The organism is Arthrobacter sp. TJ-266, from assembly GCF_058269115.1.
In genome coordinates, this window is sequence record NZ_JBZCNC010000002.1 from 75,392 (window position 1) to 90,793 (window position 15,402).

Here is a 15,402-nt window from a genome sequence, read left to right on the forward strand (position 1 = left end):
GAGGTACACCCCCATGTTCGAATCCATCCAGGGACTGCTCGACGAGCACTCCGAGCTGCAGGATCAGCTCGCCGATCCCGCGGTGCACACCGACCAGCCGCTCGCGCGGAGGCTCGGACGCCGCTACGCGGAACTCGGGCGCATCGTGGATGCGCACAACCGGTGGACGGCCCTCGACGACGACCTCGCGGCAGCCCGCGAGATGGCGTCCGAGGATCCCGAGTTCGCGGCCGAGGTGCCCGTGCTCGAGGAGCAGCTCGCTGCGGCGCAGGAGCGCCTGCGACGGCTGCTGATCCCGCGGGATCCCAATGACAGCCGCAACGTCATCATCGAGGTCAAGGGCGGCGAGGGCGGGGACGAGGCAGCTCTCTTCGCCGGTGACCTGCTGCGCATGTACGCGCGGTACGCGGAGTCCCGGGGCTGGAAGACCGAACTCCTCTCCGCCAACGAGTCCGATCTCGGCGGGTACAAGGACGTCCAGATGGCCATCAAGGGATCCTCGAACGATCCCGCGGAGGGCGTGTACGCGCGCCTCAAGTTCGAGGGCGGCGTGCACCGCGTGCAGCGCGTCCCCGTGACCGAGTCGCAGGGCCGCATCCACACCTCCGCCGCCGGCGTGCTCGTTCTCCCCGAGGTCGACGAGCCCGAGGAGGTGGAGATCAGCCAGAACGATCTCAAGATCGACGTCTACCGCTCCTCGGGGCCGGGTGGCCAGTCGGTCAACACCACCGACTCCGCCGTCCGCATCACCCACCTGCCCACCGGCATCGTGGTCGCGATGCAGAACGAGAAGTCGCAGCTCCAGAACCGTGAGGCCGCGATGCGCGTGCTCCGCTCGCGCATCCTCGCCCACGAGCAGGAGAAGATCGACGCCGCGAACTCCGACATCCGCAAGTCGCAGATCCGCACGATGGACCGCTCCGAGCGCATCCGCACCTACAACTACCCCGAGAACCGGATCGCCGACCACCGCACCGGGTACAAGGCGTACAACCTCGACGCCGTCATGAACGGGGATCTGGAGCCCGTGGTGCAGTCGGCCATCGAGATGGACGAGCAAGCGCGTCTCGACGCCATCGGCACGGAAGAGTAGGCGTGGAGGACGCCCTGCGCCGGGCTGTCCGTCTGCTCGGCGAGGCAGGGGTGCCGAGCCCCGAGGTGGACGCCGAATTGCTGGCGGCGCACCTGCTCGGCGTCTCGCGCGGACGTGTGCGCGCCCTGGCCCTCACGGGGACCGCCGCGCCCGAGGGCTTCGAGGAGCTGGTGGCCGAGCGGGCGCGCCGCGTACCGCTGCAGCACCTCACGGGCACCGCCACCTTCCGTCACGTGGACCTCGCCGTCGGGCCCGGGGTCTTCGTTCCGCGCCCGGAGACCGAGACCGTGGCCCAGCTCGTCATCGACCACGCCGCGCGTCTGACCGCGCCGAGGGTCGTCGATCTGGGCACGGGTTCCGGCGCGATCGCCGCGGCCGTCGCGAACGAGGTGCCTCACGCGGAGGTCGTGGCGGTCGAACTGAGCGACCTCGCCCTCGCGTGGGCCGAGGCCAACCTGCGGCCGTTCGGCGTAACCCTCGTGCAGGGGGACCTCGCGACGGCACTGGCGGAGCAGAACGGCACGTTCGACGTCGTCGTCTCCAATCCGCCGTACATCCCCGCCGAGGCCGTACCCATCGAGCCGGAGGTGGCGGAGCACGATCCCCACATGGCGCTCTACGGCGGCGGAGCGGACGGCATGGCGCTGCCCCGTGCAGCGGCCCGGTCAGCGGCGAGGCTCCTCGTCCCCGGCGGGCTCTTCGTGATGGAGCACGCCGAGGTGCAGGCTCCCTGGGTCGCCGCCGTCCTCACCCAGGCCGGGGTCTGGACGGACATCACCACGCATCAGGACCTGAGCGGACGGGACCGCTCCACGAGCGCCGTGCTCTCGCGCCATCCACGAGCCACAGGGGAGTCACGAGCATGACCGATCACGCACGAGAGCCGGTAGGGCCCGGACGGGCGGCAGCGACGGCACCGACGGAGCGCGTCGCCGTCGCGGCAGTCACCTACGACCGCCACGAGGAGCTCGCGCAGCTCCTGGTGTCACTCGAGGTGCAAAGCGTCCCGATCACGACGATCGCCCTGGTTGACTCGGGCACCCGACCCGCGGGCGCCGTCGTCGACGCCGCCGTGGAACGCGGCGCGTCCGTGCACTACCTCCGCTCCGAGGCGAACCTGGGCGGTGCCGGCGGCTTCGCGTACGCCATCCTCGCGGCGGTCGCGAGTGGCGCCGAGTGGGTCTGGCTGATGGACGACGACGGCCACCCCGAGGACGAGCACTGTCTCGCCGCACTCCTCGAGGCCGCGCGGGAGCACCGCCTCGACGTCGTCAGTCCGCTGGTGGTGGCGACGTCGGACCCGACGCGGCTGTCCTTCAACTTCCGCATCAACGGTCTGCTGACGAACGACCGCGCCACGCTGGAGCCGATGGGCTACCTGCCCGGCATGGTGCACTTCTTCAACGGCGCCCTCATCCGCGCTGACGTGTTCTCGACGATCGGTGTGCCGGACATGAAGTACTTCATCCGCGGCGACGAGGTGGACTTCCTGGCGCGCGTGCGCAAGGCCGGCCTCACGTACGGCACGGTGGCGACCGTCGCCGTCCGGCACCCGGCCACCTGGTCCGAGATGAAGCCGATCTTCGGCGGCTTCATCACGCCGGTCATCCCCGAGGGCGAGTTCAAACGGTTCTCCTACTTCCGGAACCGCGCGTACAACGCGCGCAAGTACCGCAACCTGCGCTGGTTCGGAGCGGACATCATCGGCTTCCCGTACTACTTCCTCTCCCGGGGCGACATCCGCGGGCTCCGCGCCTGGGCCGCGGCCTACGGGGCGGGGCTGCGCGGGAAGGGCTTCGGTCCGCCGCCGGCGCCCTGAGCGATGTGCGGCACCGGGCGGACTGATGGAAGGATGACAGCGTGACCACGACGTATGACTGCTCCGATCCCGCTCAGCGCGCCGAGGGCCTCACCCAGGCCCAACGCGCCGTCTCGCTCAAGCAGTGCGTGGTGCTGCCGACCGACACCGTCTACGGCATCGGCGCCGACGCCTTCTCGCCGCAGGCGGTGGCGACGCTCCTGGCCTCGAAGGGGCGCGGCAGGAGCATGCCCCCGCCCGTCCTGATCCCGCGGATCCAGACGCTCGACGGTCTCGCGACGGATGTGTCCGTGGACGCCCGACGCCTTGCGGAGGCCTTCTGGCCCGGGGCGCTGACCCTGATCCTCCACGCGCAGCCGTCGCTGACCTGGGATCTCGGCGACACCCTGGGAACGGTGGCGCTGCGCATGCCGGACGACGAGATCGCCCTCGAACTCCTCACCCTCACCGGGCCGCTCGCGGTCTCCTCGGCGAACCGCACGGGGCAGCCGGCGGCGACGACGGCGGCGGACGCCGCCGCGCAGCTCGCGGAGTCCGTGGCCGTGTACCTCGAGGCAGGCCCGCGGCTGGACGCCAATGGCTCCGGCTCCACGATCGTCGACGCGACCGGTGAGGTCCTCCGCGTGGTGCGGCAGGGCACCCTTCCCCTCGACCGGCTGCGTCAGGTGGTCCCGGGGCTGGTCGGGATCGACGGGTCCACAGGCCCGGACGCGACCGAACCCGACGCGACCGAGCCCGACCCCGCCGCCCCCGACGCGACGGGTACGGACGCCACCGCCGCCGGCGCGACGGAGACGGACGCCACGACCGAGGACGTCGACGGGTCCGACACACGCTCGCCGTCGGGCGGCGCCTCGCTCCAGTAGATCTCAGCCGGCGCGAGATCCCAGTCAGCGCGCTCCACGCCGACGGAGACGGGCCCCGCATCAGGCCTGCGGCGCCGGGCAGCTCCACATCTACACCTGCGGTCCGTCAGCGATGCCGAGTCACCCTGCGATCCGTCAGCGATCCCGGTTCGCGTGCGGTGCGTCGCGTCAGCGGTCCCCGGCGGCGAGGGCCAACACCTCGCGGACCCGCGGCGCAGGCACCATCCCGTGGTACCGCGCCCACCCCGGCACCTGGTCCTGACCGAACCACAAAAGTTCGGCCCTGCGGACGCTGCCATCGAGCCGACCCCGTACCGCCGACGAGAGGGCGTAGCCGGACCGGACGAGGCCGGTACAGAGCGCTCGCGGCAGCACGCGGGGCCGTCCGCCCGCGGCCTCGAGCACCGAGCGCACCGTCAGGCCCTCCCACGGCTGCAGCACCCGGGCCGGGAGGTCGCCGGGGAAGGATCCGAGGGCGACGACGAACTCCGCGAGCGCGTCCACCGACGTCACGGGAGTGGGTGCGGTCCCGGGTGATGCCACCGAGGCCAGAGGCGAGCGGGCGAGGCGCGCGAGCGTCGCCGTCGTCGTCCTGCCCGGGCCCTGGACGGATGTGGCCCGGACCGTCACCGTCTCCGGGCGCTGCCCGCGGGTGGCGAGGTCCAGCGTCTGCTCGCCCAGGGCCTTGCTGAGCGAGTAGGCGGAGAACGGACGGACGTCCGGGCTCTCGTCGAGCACGGCGGCCCTACCCTGGACGGCCGCACTGCTCAGGTGTACCAGCCGGGCGGTCCCCGCCTCCGCGGCCGCGAGTGCGACGACGGCGGGCAGAAGGGCGTTCGCGCCGAAGAGCTCCGGGGTGTCGGGCGCGGACGGTGTCGCGAGGCCGGCGGCGTTGACCACGACGTCGTGGTCCGCGAGCAGTGCCCGGAGCCCTTCGCGGTCGGTCCGTCCGGCCTCGACGAGCAGATCCCGGGGAGTCCTGGCCGCGGTGACGAGGCGGGGTGCCAGGGCCGAGCGCGCCGGAATGCCGGCCTCCCGCAGGGCCTCGAGCACGGCGGCTCCGACGAACCCTGACCCCCCGAGGACGAGCCAGCTCACGCTGATCCCGCGCCCGGGATGCGGTGCGCACCGGACCCCGCCGGTGACAGCGGTGGTTCGGGCAACCAGTGCGGGTCGCGCAGGATCACGCGGGCAGCCCACCACCCGCGCCACACGGCGCCGACACCCGAGAGAGAGTGCTCGACGGCGACCAGGCGCAGCACCTCCTTGGCGGCCGAGAGCACGGTCCCCACACCGAAACCGAGGGGACTGTACCTGCCGTGCAGACGGAGGTACTGCGCCACGTGGCCCCGGTTCCGCATACCGCAGAACCGTGAGAGGTCGCTCGAGTCGTTGAGGTGCCGAACACCGAGGTCCACCTGACGCTGCGCGCGGGTCTTCCGCAGCACGAACGCGTTCACATAGGCCACGGGGTAGCTCTGCGAGACGAGCCAGCCGTACGTCGTGTCGTCCCCGTTGAGGAAGAAACGCGCGTCCGGCAGACCGATCTCGCGTACCACGTCGGCGGAGACCAGCATGCCCTCGAAGCACCCGACGTTGGTATGGAAGACGGAGGAGTCGGCGAAGACGTCCCCGCGGACCGGCAGGTGCACGCCGAGGCTCTCGTGCAGCCGGTGCTGCCAGAAGAACGGCTCGCCCGCGTGGTCGTAGCGCCGCCCGTGGATGCAGGAGTACCGCGCCATCCACGGCGCGAAGGAGGTGAGTGCGTCGGGGAGGGCCACCACGTCGTCGTCCATGAGCCAGAGCCAGTCCGCGCCCTCGCGGAGGGCGCGCGCCACACCCGCCGCGAATCCGCCTGCGCCACCCACGTTCACCGGGAGGCGTTCGACGACGACCGGGACGGGCAGGTCGAGTGCGGAGAGCACGCCGGGAGTCCCGTCGGTGCTCGCGTTGTCCACCACGACGACGCCGGCGGGCGCGGGGGAGAGGTCGGCGACGGAGGCGAGCAGTTCCTGCAGGTGCCCTGCCCTGTTGAAGGTCGTGATGACGATGAACACGCGGGGCGCGCCGTGGTCAGGAGCGGGCAACGGGGTCCTTCCGGGCCGCGCCAGGGCGGCGGCCGACGGCTCGGGCGCACAGGGGGCGGTTACTATTCTCGGGTAGCAGCAGTCTATACACCGTGCCCTCCGGGGCCTTCCGGACCTGAAGCCGCCGTCCGGGCCGAAAGCCTGACGCAGTGGACGCCGTCCGGGCCGAAGGCCTGACGCAGGATGCGTCGATGGTCGCGGTGCCTGCCTGCGTGACAATCGTTAGGAATCATGGGACTCACCGAAGGCCGGGCCTCCGCCCGGACATCCACCTCGGCCGGGGCGACAGCCGCCGACAAGCCGGCCATCTGGCTCTGGTCGCAGTACCTCCTGGATGCGGCCGCCTGGATCGTCGCCATCCTCCTCGCGCTGATCCTCCGCTACGAGCTCCTCGTGAAGGAGGTCAACGTCCCCGGCATCGCCGTCTTCTGCGCGGTCGCCGTCGTGGCCCAGCTGGGCGTGGGGCTGAGCTTCGCGCTGTACCGCGGGCGGTACAGCTTCGGGAGCTTCCACGAGGCGAAGCTGCTGGTGATCGTCGCGGTGCTCGTCGGCGTGATCCTGGTCCTCGTGAGCGTCGCCTTCTTCACGGTCCTCGAGGTGCCGCGCAGCATCGGGATCATCGCGTTCCCCTTCGCCTGCATGTTCCTCGCCGCCACGCGGTACCTGAAGCGCATGTACGTGGAGAGCAAGGCGAAACCGGGTGAGGACGCCCAGCGCACCCTCATCTACGGTGCCGGATTCCTCGGCAACTCGCTGGTGAGCCGGATGATGCAGGACCCGGATTCGCCCTACTTCCCGGTCGGCCTGATCGACGACGATCCGGCCAAGAAACATCTCAGGTTGTCCTCCGTGCCGGTGCTCGGCCGCATCGACGACCTGCGGGAGGTCGCCTCGAGGACGCAGGCCTCGCTCCTCGTCATCGCCTTCGCCGAGGTGGAGGCCGCCCAGGTGCGGCGTGTCTCCGATCTCGTGGCCGGCCTCGGGATCAAGGTGCTCGTGCTCCCGCCCCTGCGCGACATGCTGGGTGCCGGCGGAGCAGCCATCGCCGACTTCCGCGAGGTCGCCGTCGAGGACCTCATCGGACGCCGTCCGGTGGACATCCACCCGGACGAGGTGGCCGGCTACATCACGGGGAAACGGGTCCTGGTGACCGGGGCGGGCGGGTCCATCGGGTCCGAACTCTGCCGCCAGCTCTCGGCCTTCGCGCCGGCGGAGCTCATCATGCTCGACCGCGACGAGACGGGTCTGCAGTCCACCCAGATCTCCCTCACGGGCAGGGGCCTGCTGACGGGCCGGGACACCGTGCTCGCGGACATCCGCGATGCGGACGCACTGCTCGACATCTTCGAGGACCGCAAGCCCGAGGTCGTCTTCCACGCCGCCGCCCTGAAGCACGTCTCGCTCCTCGAGCAGTACCCCGAGGAGGCCTGGAAGACGAACGTCCAGGGCTCGCTGAACGTCCTGCGGGCCTCGGCCGCGGTGGGCGTGACCAACTTCGTGAACATCTCCACGGACAAGGCGGCGGATCCCACCAGCGTGCTCGGACACTCCAAGCGCGTCGCGGAGAAGCTGACCTCCTGGCAGGCCGGGGCCACAGGACAGAAGTACGTCTCCGTGCGCTTCGGCAACGTGATCGGCAGCCGCGGGTCCATGCTGCCGCTCTTCACCGAGCAGATCCGCAACGGCGGGCCCATCACGGTCACCGACCCCGAGGTGACCCGCTTCTTCATGACCATCCCGGAAGCGTGCCAGCTCGTGGTGCAGGCCGGCGCGATCGGCAGGAAGGGCGAGGTGCTGATCCTCGACATGGGGGAGCCGGTCCGGATCCTCGACGTCGCCCAGCGGATGATCGCGATGTCGGGCAAGGACATCGACATCGTCTTCACCGGACTGAGGCCCGGCGAGAAAATGCACGAGGACCTCATGGGCGTGGGCGAGGCCGATTCCCGGCCCCTCCATCCGAAGATCTCGCACACCTCGGTGGCCCCGCTGGATCCGCAGCAGCTCAGCCTGCAGCAGTGGAAGTCCGACGGCGGTTTCGACCCCTCGCAGCGCAGCATCGGCACCGCCTCGTGAACGCCCTGCTCTTTGTGATCGGCGCCCTGGCGCTCGTCCTCTCTCTCGCGCTCCCGGTGGTGGTCAAGCCCGTGCTCCGACGACTCGGCGTCATCGACATCCCGAACAGCCGCTCCTCCCACACCACCGAGGTGATCCGCGGCATGGGCGTCGCCGTCGCCGTGGCCATCCTCGTCGCCCTGACGGTGTCGCTCGCCACGGGACTCGTGGCCGTCGACCGCTCGCTGGTGCTCGTCATCATCGGCATGATCGCGGCGGCCGCCTCGCTCGGCTGGCTCGAGGACCTCCGCGGGGTGTCCATCCGCGTCCGGGCCTCCGCGCAGCTGGTGATCGGGGCAGTCGGCACCGCCGTCCTCGCCACCACCATCGACGACAGCAGCTACTGGTGGGTACCCGTGGGTGCCGTGGCCTTCGCGACGTACGTCAATGCGGCCAACTTCATGGATGGCATCAACGGCATCTCGGGCCTGCACGGTGTGGTGGTCGGGGCGTTCTACTCCTACGCCGGCGTCCTGAGCGACCAGGTGTGGCTGACGGTCTCCGGCCTCGTCGTGGCGGCGGCGTTCGCGGGATTCCTGCCCTGGAACCTCGGTCGCGGCTTCGTGTTCCTCGGCGACGTGGGAAGCTACCTCCTCGGCGCCTCGATCGCGGCCATCGCCGTCACGGGCCTGCTGGCGGGCGTGTACCTCGAATACCTGCTCTCGCCGGTGCTCATCTACCTGGCCGACACCTTCACGACGTTCCTGCGGCGCGCGCGCCGGGGTGAGCGTCTCTACACCGCGCACCGGCAGCACGTGTACCAGAGGCTCACCGACGCCGGCCTCTCCCACGTCCAGGTCTCCCTCCTCGTGGGGGTGTTCTCGGCCCTGACGGCGGCGGCCGGCTTCGTGCTCGCCACGGCTCCGGCGCCGCTGGCCGTCACGGCCTCGCTGGTCGCCGCTGCGGTCGTCGCGCTGTACCTGTATTCCCCGCGGATCGTCCGGAGGCTCGCTGCCCGGCGCGCGGCCGCCAGGGCCTGAGCGGGGCGGTGCGCTAGAATTCTGGCGCCGGGCACGAGGCGCACCACGCCTGCGGGGTGCAGTGCCCACGGAGTCCGCTCGGGGCCACCGAAACCCGACACACCGCCATCAGCGGGACTGAGCCGGAACAGAAGCAGACATCATGACGCAGTCGACAGAGCGGACGGAACGTGCGACGACGGGACGAGATCCCCACCCCTGACGGGAGCGCGGGGCACGTGACGGCCTCCGGCCCGACCGAATCGCCCTGGCTCCGGATCCTCGGCGTCAGCGCGACGTCCGCCGGCGCGATCGCGGTGGTCCTGGCGGTCGCAGCACTACTCACCACGTCCCCGGCAGCGGCACTGAGCGCGACGGCGGGGGCTGCGCTCGTGGTGGTCTTCTTCGGGATCAGCCTGCTGATCGGGCACTACACCGGCAGGACGAACCCGTCCGGTGCCCTGGGCCTGTTCGCCGTCACCTACGCCATCAAGGTGGTGGGTTTCGCGGCGGTGCTGTTCTTCGTCGGCACTCCGGACTGGCTGGACCGCACATGGTTCTTCGTCGGCGCCGTGGCCGCAGTCATTGCCTGGCAGCTCGCCGAGGTGGTGGCCTTCGGACGCCTGAGGACCCCCCTCTACGGCACCGATGACACACCCGCGACCGTGGTTAGCCCTGCTCCGCAGAGCACCGTGACCCGTGACGCGGCCGCCCACCCGACAGTCCCCACCGAGCAGGACGGAGCGCAGCGATGACACCCTCGACGCCCGAACGATCGACGCCTGATCCTCGCAGCGAGGGACGGTCCTCGAGCGTGCGCGAACAGGGCGGCGACGCCGACCCGAACGGCGGCTACAACGCCGGGATGGCCGTCTTCAGCTACATGATTGGCGGGATCTTGGTATGGAGTTTGATAGGCTTTGGGCTGGATAATCTCCTCGACACGCGCTGGTTGGTGCTGGCGGGAGCGTTCGTAGGTGCAGCGGGAGGTTTCTACCTCTCCCACAAGCACAACCTCACCAAGGGCCGCACGCCGGATCCGCAGAGCGGATCACGGTCGTCGTCCGGCGCCGAGGGTGGACCGGAGTGACTCCCCACAACTGAATGAGTCGGACCAGTAACGCTGCGACCGAACAGATCTTGCCCAACGATGGACACTGCAGAGAGGAAACGCGTTGATCGCGCTTGCGCTCCCGGCCGCAACTACTGAAGAGGGCTTCGTCGCCCCCACTATCGACGACACCCACTACCTGGACATCTACCCCTGGCAGGGCTCCTACGGTGTCTGGTTCGACCCCGGCTTCGGCAAGCAGATGCTCCTCATGATCCTGTCGGTCGTGCTCATCGCGACGTTCTTCCTCGTCGCCTCCAAGCGCGGGCAGCTCGTTCCCGGCAAGCTCCAGTTCCTCGGTGAGTCGGCCTACGGCTTCGTCCGGAACTCGATCGGCAAGGACATCATCGGCGCGAAGGACTACATGAAGTACGTCCCGTGGCTCTTCACGGCGTTCTTCTTCGTCCTCGTGAACAACATCTTCGGGGCCATCCCGCTGCTGCAGATCCCCACCTTCTCCCACCCGGGCAGCGCGTACGGGATCGCGGCGATCTTCTACCTCCTGTGGGTCGGGATCGGCATCAAGAAGCACGGGCTCCGCTATTTCAAGCTCGCTGTCGTGCCGTCGGGTGTGCCCTGGTACATCCTGCCGATCGTGGTGCCGATCGAGATCATCTCGAACTTCATCGTCCGACCGGTCACGCACTCGCTCCGACTCTTCGCCACCATGCTGGCCGGCCACCTCATCGTGACCCTCGCGGGAAGCGCCATCGAGTACATGGTCTCCACCGGCAACATCCTCCTGCAGGGCACCAGCGTGCTCGTGCTCGTCGGCGCCATCGCGATGTACATGCTCGAGGCCCTGATCATGATCCTGCAGGCCTACGTGTTCACGCTGCTGGCCGCGATCTACATCGAAGGCGCTCTGCACGCCGACGCCCACTGATTTTTACACGTCTTCCCCGTCGGGGATGATCCCAAACAACCTGTCGCACGAAGCGGCATCTTGAAAGGAACACAATGGAAGTTCAGGGTAGCCTCAACCTCATCGGATACGGTCTCTCCGCAATCGGCGGTGGTATCGGTGTGGGTCTCGTCTTCGCCGCGTACATCAACGGCGTTGCTCGCCAGCCCGAGGCGCAGCGCGTCCTCCAGCCCATCGCCTTCCTCGGTCTCGCACTGACCGAAGCCCTCGCGATCCTGGGTCTCGTCTTCGCCTTCGTCATCGGCGCCTGATTCATCCGCTCCGACCGACCGAAGATTAGTTGAAGAAAGACGGGTGAAACATGCTTAACGCAGCGATCATGGCGGCGGAGGAGGGCTCGAGCCCGCTCGCACCCAATCTCTGGGAACTGTTGGTGACCGTCGTCGGCTTCGCCTTGCTGATGTTCATCGTCATCAAGTACGTCATGCCGGCGTTCGAGAAGACGTTCGCAGAACGCACGGAGGCCATCGAGGGCGGTATCGCGAAGGCGGAGGCCGCTCAGGCCCAGGCCAACGCGGCGCTCGACGAGTACAAGCAGCAGCTCGTGGACGCCCGCACCGAGGCCAACCGCATCCGTGAGGAAGCGCGCGCCGAGGGAGCGCAGATCCTCGCGGACCTGAAGGAGAAGGCCGCAGCGGAGTCCGCACGCATCACGGAGCAGGCCCACGTGCAGATCCAGGCCGAACGTCAGGCGGCCGTGGTGTCCCTGCGCGCGGAGGTCGGCACGCTCGCGACCGATCTCGCGAGCCGCATCGTCGGGGAGTCCCTGGCGGATGACGCCCGCTCGGCCCGCGTGGTCGATCGTTTCCTCGCCGATCTCGAGACCTCCGCCCAGGGCGCAGGCTCGCGTAGCGCAGGTGCAGCGACCTAATGGCAGGTGTATCGAGCGTCTCCCTGGCGACGGTCCGTGAAGGACTCGAGTCGCGCTTGCCCGGCGCCACGCTGGCGCTCGCCGAGGACCTCTTCGGGGTCCTGTCCATCCTCGACAGCAACGCCGGCCTGCGCCGCGCGCTGACCGATCCGTCGCGTACCGGGAAGGACAAGGCCGTCCTGGTCGATCAGCTGATCGCCGGCCGGATCTCGCCGGACGCCGCCGCCGTCGCCAAGGAGTTGGTCCAGGAACGCTGGGCCGGCGCCCGTGACATCGGGGACGCGTTGGAAACCCTCGCCGCAACGGTGGTCATCTCCGTCGCGGAGCAGGGCAGTGGCGTCGAGGGCCTGGAGCGTCTCGAGAGCGAGCTGCACTCGTTCATCGAGGTCGTCGCGTCGAACCACGCGCTGCAGAGGGCGCTCTCCGAGGCTCAGGCCACGCCTGAGTCGAGGGTCGCGCTCGGGCTGAAGCTCGTGCCGCAGGCCGGACCCGCGGGTCGGCTGCTCATCACCCAGGCCGTGCGGTCACCGCGCGGACTGAAGCCCGCAGCTCTCGTGGAGCGTTTCCTGGAACTCGTCGCTGCACGCCAGCAGCGCTGGATCGCGAACGTCAGCGTCACCCGTCCGCTGACGGAGAGCCAACTGCAGCGGCTCGAGTCCGGGCTGAACGCGATGTACGGCCGCGAGCTGAAGGTCAACGTGAAGGTCGACCCCACCCTCATCGGCGGCGTTCGTGTCAGCATCGGGGACGAGATGGTGGATTCCACCGTCATCACCCGGTTGTCCGAACTCCGACGCAAACTGGCGGGATAGGCCAGCGCCTGTCCGTACGCGAGTTCCACCCACTGATACACACCCCGGTCGCCACGCACCCCACGGAGACCACAACACAGGAGAGCAGGGACTGAGATGGCCGAATTGACCATCAACGCCGAAGATGTCCGCAGTGCGTTGAACGACTTCGCCGCGTCCTACGAGCCCGGTAACGCCGAGCGCGTCGAGGTAGGCCGCGTCACCACCGCCAGCGACGGCATCGCCCGTGTCGAGGGTCTGCCCTCGGTCATGGCCAACGAGCTGCTGCGGTTCGAGGACGGAACCCTCGGGCTCGCGCAGAACCTCGACACCCGCGAGATCGGTGTCGTGGTCCTCGGCGACTACAACGGCATCGAAGAAGGCCAGGAAGTCCACCGCACGGGCGAGATCCTCTCGGTACCCGTGGGCGACGCCTTCCTCGGTCGCGTCGTCGATCCGCTCGGACAGCCCATCGACGACCTCGGAGAGATCGTCGCCGAGGGTCGCCGTGCCCTGGAGACCCAGGCACCCGGCGTGACCCAGCGCAAGTCGGTGCACGAGCCCATGCAGACCGGGCTCAAGGCCATCGACGCGATGATCCCGATCGGACGCGGTCAGCGTCAGCTGATCATCGGCGACCGCCAGACCGGCAAGACCGCCATCGCGGTGGACACCATCATCAACCAGAAGGCCAACTGGGCCTCGGGCGACGTCCAGAAGCAGGTCCGCTGCATCTACGTGGCGATCGGCCAGAAGGCGTCGACCATCGCCGCCGTGCGCCAGACCCTCGAGGACAAGGGTGCGCTGGAGTACACGACCATCGTCGCGTCCCCCGCCTCCGACCCCGCGGGCTTCAAGTACCTCGCCCCCTACGCCGGTTCCGCCATCGGGCAGCACTGGATGTACGGCGGCAAGCACGTCCTGATCGTGTTCGACGACCTGTCCAAGCAGGCCGAGGCCTACCGTGCGGTGTCCCTCCTGCTGCGCCGGCCGCCGGGACGCGAGGCCTACCCGGGTGACGTGTTCTACCTGCACTCCCGTCTCCTCGAGCGTTGTGCGAAGCTCTCGGACGAGCTCGGTGCGGGTTCGATGACCGGTCTCCCGCTCATCGAGACGAAGGCGAACGACGTCTCGGCGTACATCCCGACCAACGTCATCTCCATCACCGACGGCCAGATCTTCCTGCAGTCGGACCTCTTCAACGCCAACCAGCGTCCCGCCGTGGACGTCGGCGTGTCGGTGTCCCGCGTGGGCGGCGCCGCCCAGGTGAAGTCGATGAAGAAGGTCTCGGGCACCTTGAAGCTGGATCTCGCGCAGTACCGCGACATGCAGGCCTTCGCGATGTTCGCCTCCGACCTCGACGCGGCGTCCCGCCAGCAGCTGACCCGTGGGGCGCGCCTCATGGAGCTGCTCAAGCAGGGACAGTACTCACCGATGCCGGTGGAGCAGCAGGTCGTGTCGATCTGGGCCGGGACCAACGGGTACCTGGATGACGTCCCGGTCGAGGACATCAACCGCTTCGAGACGGAGTTCCTGGAGTACCTCGGCCACAAGACGCAGATCTTCACCACGCTCGCCCAGACGGGCAAGCTCGAGGATTCGACGGCCGACGAACTGAAGACCCAGATCACGGACTTCAAGCAGGGCTTCTTCGGAGCCGGCGCGAACGGTTTCGGTGCGGGTACCGAGCAGCACGAAGCGATCGACGCCGATTCGGTCGAGCAGGAAAAGATCGTTCGACAGAAGCGTTAGAGACCCTGCAGCCGGGAGCACGTCTCCCGGCTGAGGGGCTCTGGCCCGATCGCTTCCGGTACGGAGGCGAAGGAAAGGACAAGAATGGGAGCCCAGATCCGGGTCTACCGCCAGAAGATCGCGTCGACGACGTCGACGCGGAAGATCTTCAAGGCGATGGAGCTGATCGCGACGTCTCGCATCGGCAAGGCGCGTACGCGCGTCGCCGCGGCACTGCCGTACGCCAATGCAATCACCCGCGCGGTGTCGGCGGTGTCTTCGCAGTCGGAGATCGACCACCCGCTGACCACCGAGCGTGGCGAGGTGCGGCGTGCCGCCGTGCTGGTGCTGACCTCGGACCGCGGGCTCGCAGGTTCGTACTCGGCCAGCGCCCTGAAGCAGGCCGAGGGCCTGTTCGAGACGCTGCGTTCGGAGGGCAAGGAGATCTCCTCCTACCTGATCGGGCGCAAGGGTCAGTCCTACTTCGATTTCCGCGGACGCCCCTACGAGAGGGTGTGGACCGGCAACACGGACGCCCCCGAGTTCGAGACGGCCCGCGAGGTCGGCGAGGCCCTCCTCTCGACGTTCCTCACGGACTACGAGGACGGCGGCGTCGACGAGATCCACGTCGTCTACACGAAGTTCCGCTCTATGGTGGTCCAGGAGCCCTCGGTCATGCGCCTGCTGCCGCTCGAGGTCGTCGACGAGGAAGTCACCCACGAGGGTGACCTCCTGCCGCTCTACGAGTACGAGCCCGAGCCCGAGCAGGTCCTCGACGCACTGCTGCCGAGGTACATCGAATCGCGGATCTTCGCCGCGATGCTCCAGGCATCGGCGAGTGAGCTCGCCGCGCGTCAGCGGGCCATGAAGTCGGCCGGGGACAACGCCACCGAGCTCATCAAGAAGTACACCCGCCTGCGCAACACCGCCCGCCAGGCGGAGATCACCCAGGAGCTCTCGGAGATCGTCGCCGGCGCGGACGCGCTGAACGCGTCCTGACCGGCCCCGGCCCGGACCGAGAGGCTCCGGGCGCC

At 69.1% G+C, this 15,402-nt stretch carries 16 protein-coding genes; 14 read left to right on the top strand and 2 right to left on the bottom strand.

The features are described from left to right. The first annotated feature begins 13 nt into the window (after window positions 1-13). Genes prfA through AC4D12_RS05150 form a run of 4 tightly spaced genes read left to right on the top strand, consistent with a single transcriptional unit; the run spans window position 14 to window position 3,778 of the window. A complete protein-coding gene (gene prfA / locus AC4D12_RS05135; RefSeq protein ID WP_490948849.1) occupies window positions 14-1,093 on the top strand; it encodes a peptide chain release factor 1 in 1,080 nt (359 codons plus the stop codon). Window positions 1,094-1,095: 2 nt separating this feature from the next. Further along, window positions 1,096-1,959, top strand: a complete 864-nt coding sequence (gene prmC / locus AC4D12_RS05140; RefSeq protein ID WP_490948850.1) for a peptide chain release factor N(5)-glutamine methyltransferase — start codon at window positions 1,096-1,098, stop codon at window positions 1,957-1,959. After that, window positions 1,956-2,912, top strand: coding sequence for a glycosyltransferase (locus tag AC4D12_RS05145; RefSeq protein WP_490948851.1), 957 nt, complete (start codon window positions 1,956-1,958; stop codon window positions 2,910-2,912). The genes prmC and AC4D12_RS05145 overlap by 4 nt, the downstream gene beginning before the upstream one ends. 41 nt (window positions 2,913-2,953) lie before the next feature. Next, complete coding sequence (locus tag AC4D12_RS05150) at window positions 2,954-3,778, top strand: L-threonylcarbamoyladenylate synthase (RefSeq protein ID WP_490948852.1); 825 nt, start codon at window positions 2,954-2,956, stop codon at window positions 3,776-3,778. 168 nt (window positions 3,779-3,946) lie between these two features. Here the strand turns inward: AC4D12_RS05150 and AC4D12_RS05155 are convergent, their stop codons facing one another. Both AC4D12_RS05155 and AC4D12_RS05160 read right to left on the bottom strand, forming a co-directional pair. Continuing rightward, window positions 3,947-4,876, bottom strand: a complete 930-nt coding sequence (locus AC4D12_RS05155; protein WP_490948853.1) for an NAD-dependent epimerase/dehydratase family protein — start codon at window positions 4,874-4,876, stop codon at window positions 3,947-3,949. After that, window positions 4,873-5,865 carry a glycosyltransferase gene (locus AC4D12_RS05160; RefSeq protein ID WP_490948854.1) on the bottom strand — a complete coding sequence of 331 codons (993 nt, stop codon included), beginning with the start codon at window positions 5,863-5,865 and terminating at the stop codon, window positions 4,873-4,875. The genes AC4D12_RS05155 and AC4D12_RS05160 overlap by 4 nt, the downstream gene beginning before the upstream one ends. A 231-nt stretch (window positions 5,866-6,096) precedes the next feature. Here AC4D12_RS05160 and AC4D12_RS05165 point away from each other — a divergent pair, with 231 nt between their 5' ends. The 10 genes from AC4D12_RS05165 to AC4D12_RS05210 all read left to right on the top strand — a co-directional run bounded on the left by AC4D12_RS05165 (window position 6,097) and on the right by AC4D12_RS05210 (window position 15,367). Further along, window positions 6,097-7,941, top strand: coding sequence for a polysaccharide biosynthesis protein (locus tag AC4D12_RS05165; RefSeq protein WP_490948855.1), 1,845 nt, complete (start codon window positions 6,097-6,099; stop codon window positions 7,939-7,941). Further along, window positions 7,938-8,960 carry an MraY family glycosyltransferase gene (locus AC4D12_RS05170; RefSeq protein ID WP_490948856.1) on the top strand — a complete coding sequence of 341 codons (1,023 nt, stop codon included), beginning with the start codon at window positions 7,938-7,940 and terminating at the stop codon, window positions 8,958-8,960. Before AC4D12_RS05165 ends, AC4D12_RS05170 begins: the two co-directional genes overlap by 4 nt. Before the next feature lie 170 nt (window positions 8,961-9,130). Then, on the top strand, window positions 9,131-9,694 hold the full coding sequence (locus tag AC4D12_RS05175) for a Cg1360 family ATP-synthase-associated protein (protein ID WP_490948857.1): 564 nt from the start codon (window positions 9,131-9,133) through the stop codon (window positions 9,692-9,694). Beyond that, entirely contained in the window at window positions 9,691-10,029 is a 339-nt protein-coding gene (locus AC4D12_RS05180) for a hypothetical protein (protein WP_490948858.1), read from the top strand. Before AC4D12_RS05175 ends, AC4D12_RS05180 begins: the two co-directional genes overlap by 4 nt. An 85-nt stretch (window positions 10,030-10,114) precedes the next feature. Continuing rightward, window positions 10,115-10,936: a F0F1 ATP synthase subunit A gene (gene atpB / locus AC4D12_RS05185; protein ID WP_490948859.1), complete on the top strand. Its 822-nt coding sequence runs from the start codon at window positions 10,115-10,117 to the stop codon at window positions 10,934-10,936. A 74-nt stretch (window positions 10,937-11,010) separates the two neighbouring features. After that, window positions 11,011-11,226 carry a F0F1 ATP synthase subunit C gene (locus AC4D12_RS05190; protein WP_490889163.1) on the top strand — a complete coding sequence of 72 codons (216 nt, stop codon included), beginning with the start codon at window positions 11,011-11,013 and terminating at the stop codon, window positions 11,224-11,226. A gap of 50 nt (window positions 11,227-11,276) precedes the next feature. After that, a complete protein-coding gene (locus tag AC4D12_RS05195; protein WP_490948860.1) occupies window positions 11,277-11,846 on the top strand; it encodes a F0F1 ATP synthase subunit B in 570 nt (189 codons plus the stop codon). Beyond that, window positions 11,846-12,658, top strand: coding sequence for a F0F1 ATP synthase subunit delta (locus AC4D12_RS05200; RefSeq protein WP_490948861.1), 813 nt, complete (start codon window positions 11,846-11,848; stop codon window positions 12,656-12,658). Before AC4D12_RS05195 ends, AC4D12_RS05200 begins: the two co-directional genes overlap by 1 nt. A gap of 96 nt (window positions 12,659-12,754) precedes the next feature. Then, a complete protein-coding gene (gene atpA, locus AC4D12_RS05205; protein ID WP_490948862.1) occupies window positions 12,755-14,389 on the top strand; it encodes a F0F1 ATP synthase subunit alpha in 1,635 nt (544 codons plus the stop codon). Window positions 14,390-14,473: 84 nt separating this feature from the next. Continuing rightward, window positions 14,474-15,367, top strand: a complete 894-nt coding sequence (locus AC4D12_RS05210; RefSeq protein ID WP_490948863.1) for a F0F1 ATP synthase subunit gamma — start codon at window positions 14,474-14,476, stop codon at window positions 15,365-15,367. Window positions 15,368-15,402: the final 35 nt, after the last annotated feature.

Coding starts and splice junctions, on each gene's coding strand:
- AC4D12_RS05190 (WP_490889163.1), top strand. CDS start 11,011: ATGGAAGTTCAGGGTAGCCTCAACCTCATCGGATACGGTCTCTCCGCA.
- prfA (WP_490948849.1), top strand. CDS start 14: ATGTTCGAATCCATCCAGGGACTGCTCGACGAGCACTCCGAGCTGCAG.
- AC4D12_RS05200 (WP_490948861.1), top strand. CDS start 11,846: ATGGCAGGTGTATCGAGCGTCTCCCTGGCGACGGTCCGTGAAGGACTC.
- AC4D12_RS05165 (WP_490948855.1), top strand. CDS start 6,097: ATGGGACTCACCGAAGGCCGGGCCTCCGCCCGGACATCCACCTCGGCC.
- AC4D12_RS05210 (WP_490948863.1), top strand. CDS start 14,474: ATGGGAGCCCAGATCCGGGTCTACCGCCAGAAGATCGCGTCGACGACG.
- AC4D12_RS05180 (WP_490948858.1), top strand. CDS start 9,691: ATGACACCCTCGACGCCCGAACGATCGACGCCTGATCCTCGCAGCGAG.
- AC4D12_RS05195 (WP_490948860.1), top strand. CDS start 11,277: ATGCTTAACGCAGCGATCATGGCGGCGGAGGAGGGCTCGAGCCCGCTC.
- atpA (WP_490948862.1), top strand. CDS start 12,755: ATGGCCGAATTGACCATCAACGCCGAAGATGTCCGCAGTGCGTTGAAC.
- AC4D12_RS05145 (WP_490948851.1), top strand. CDS start 1,956: ATGACCGATCACGCACGAGAGCCGGTAGGGCCCGGACGGGCGGCAGCG.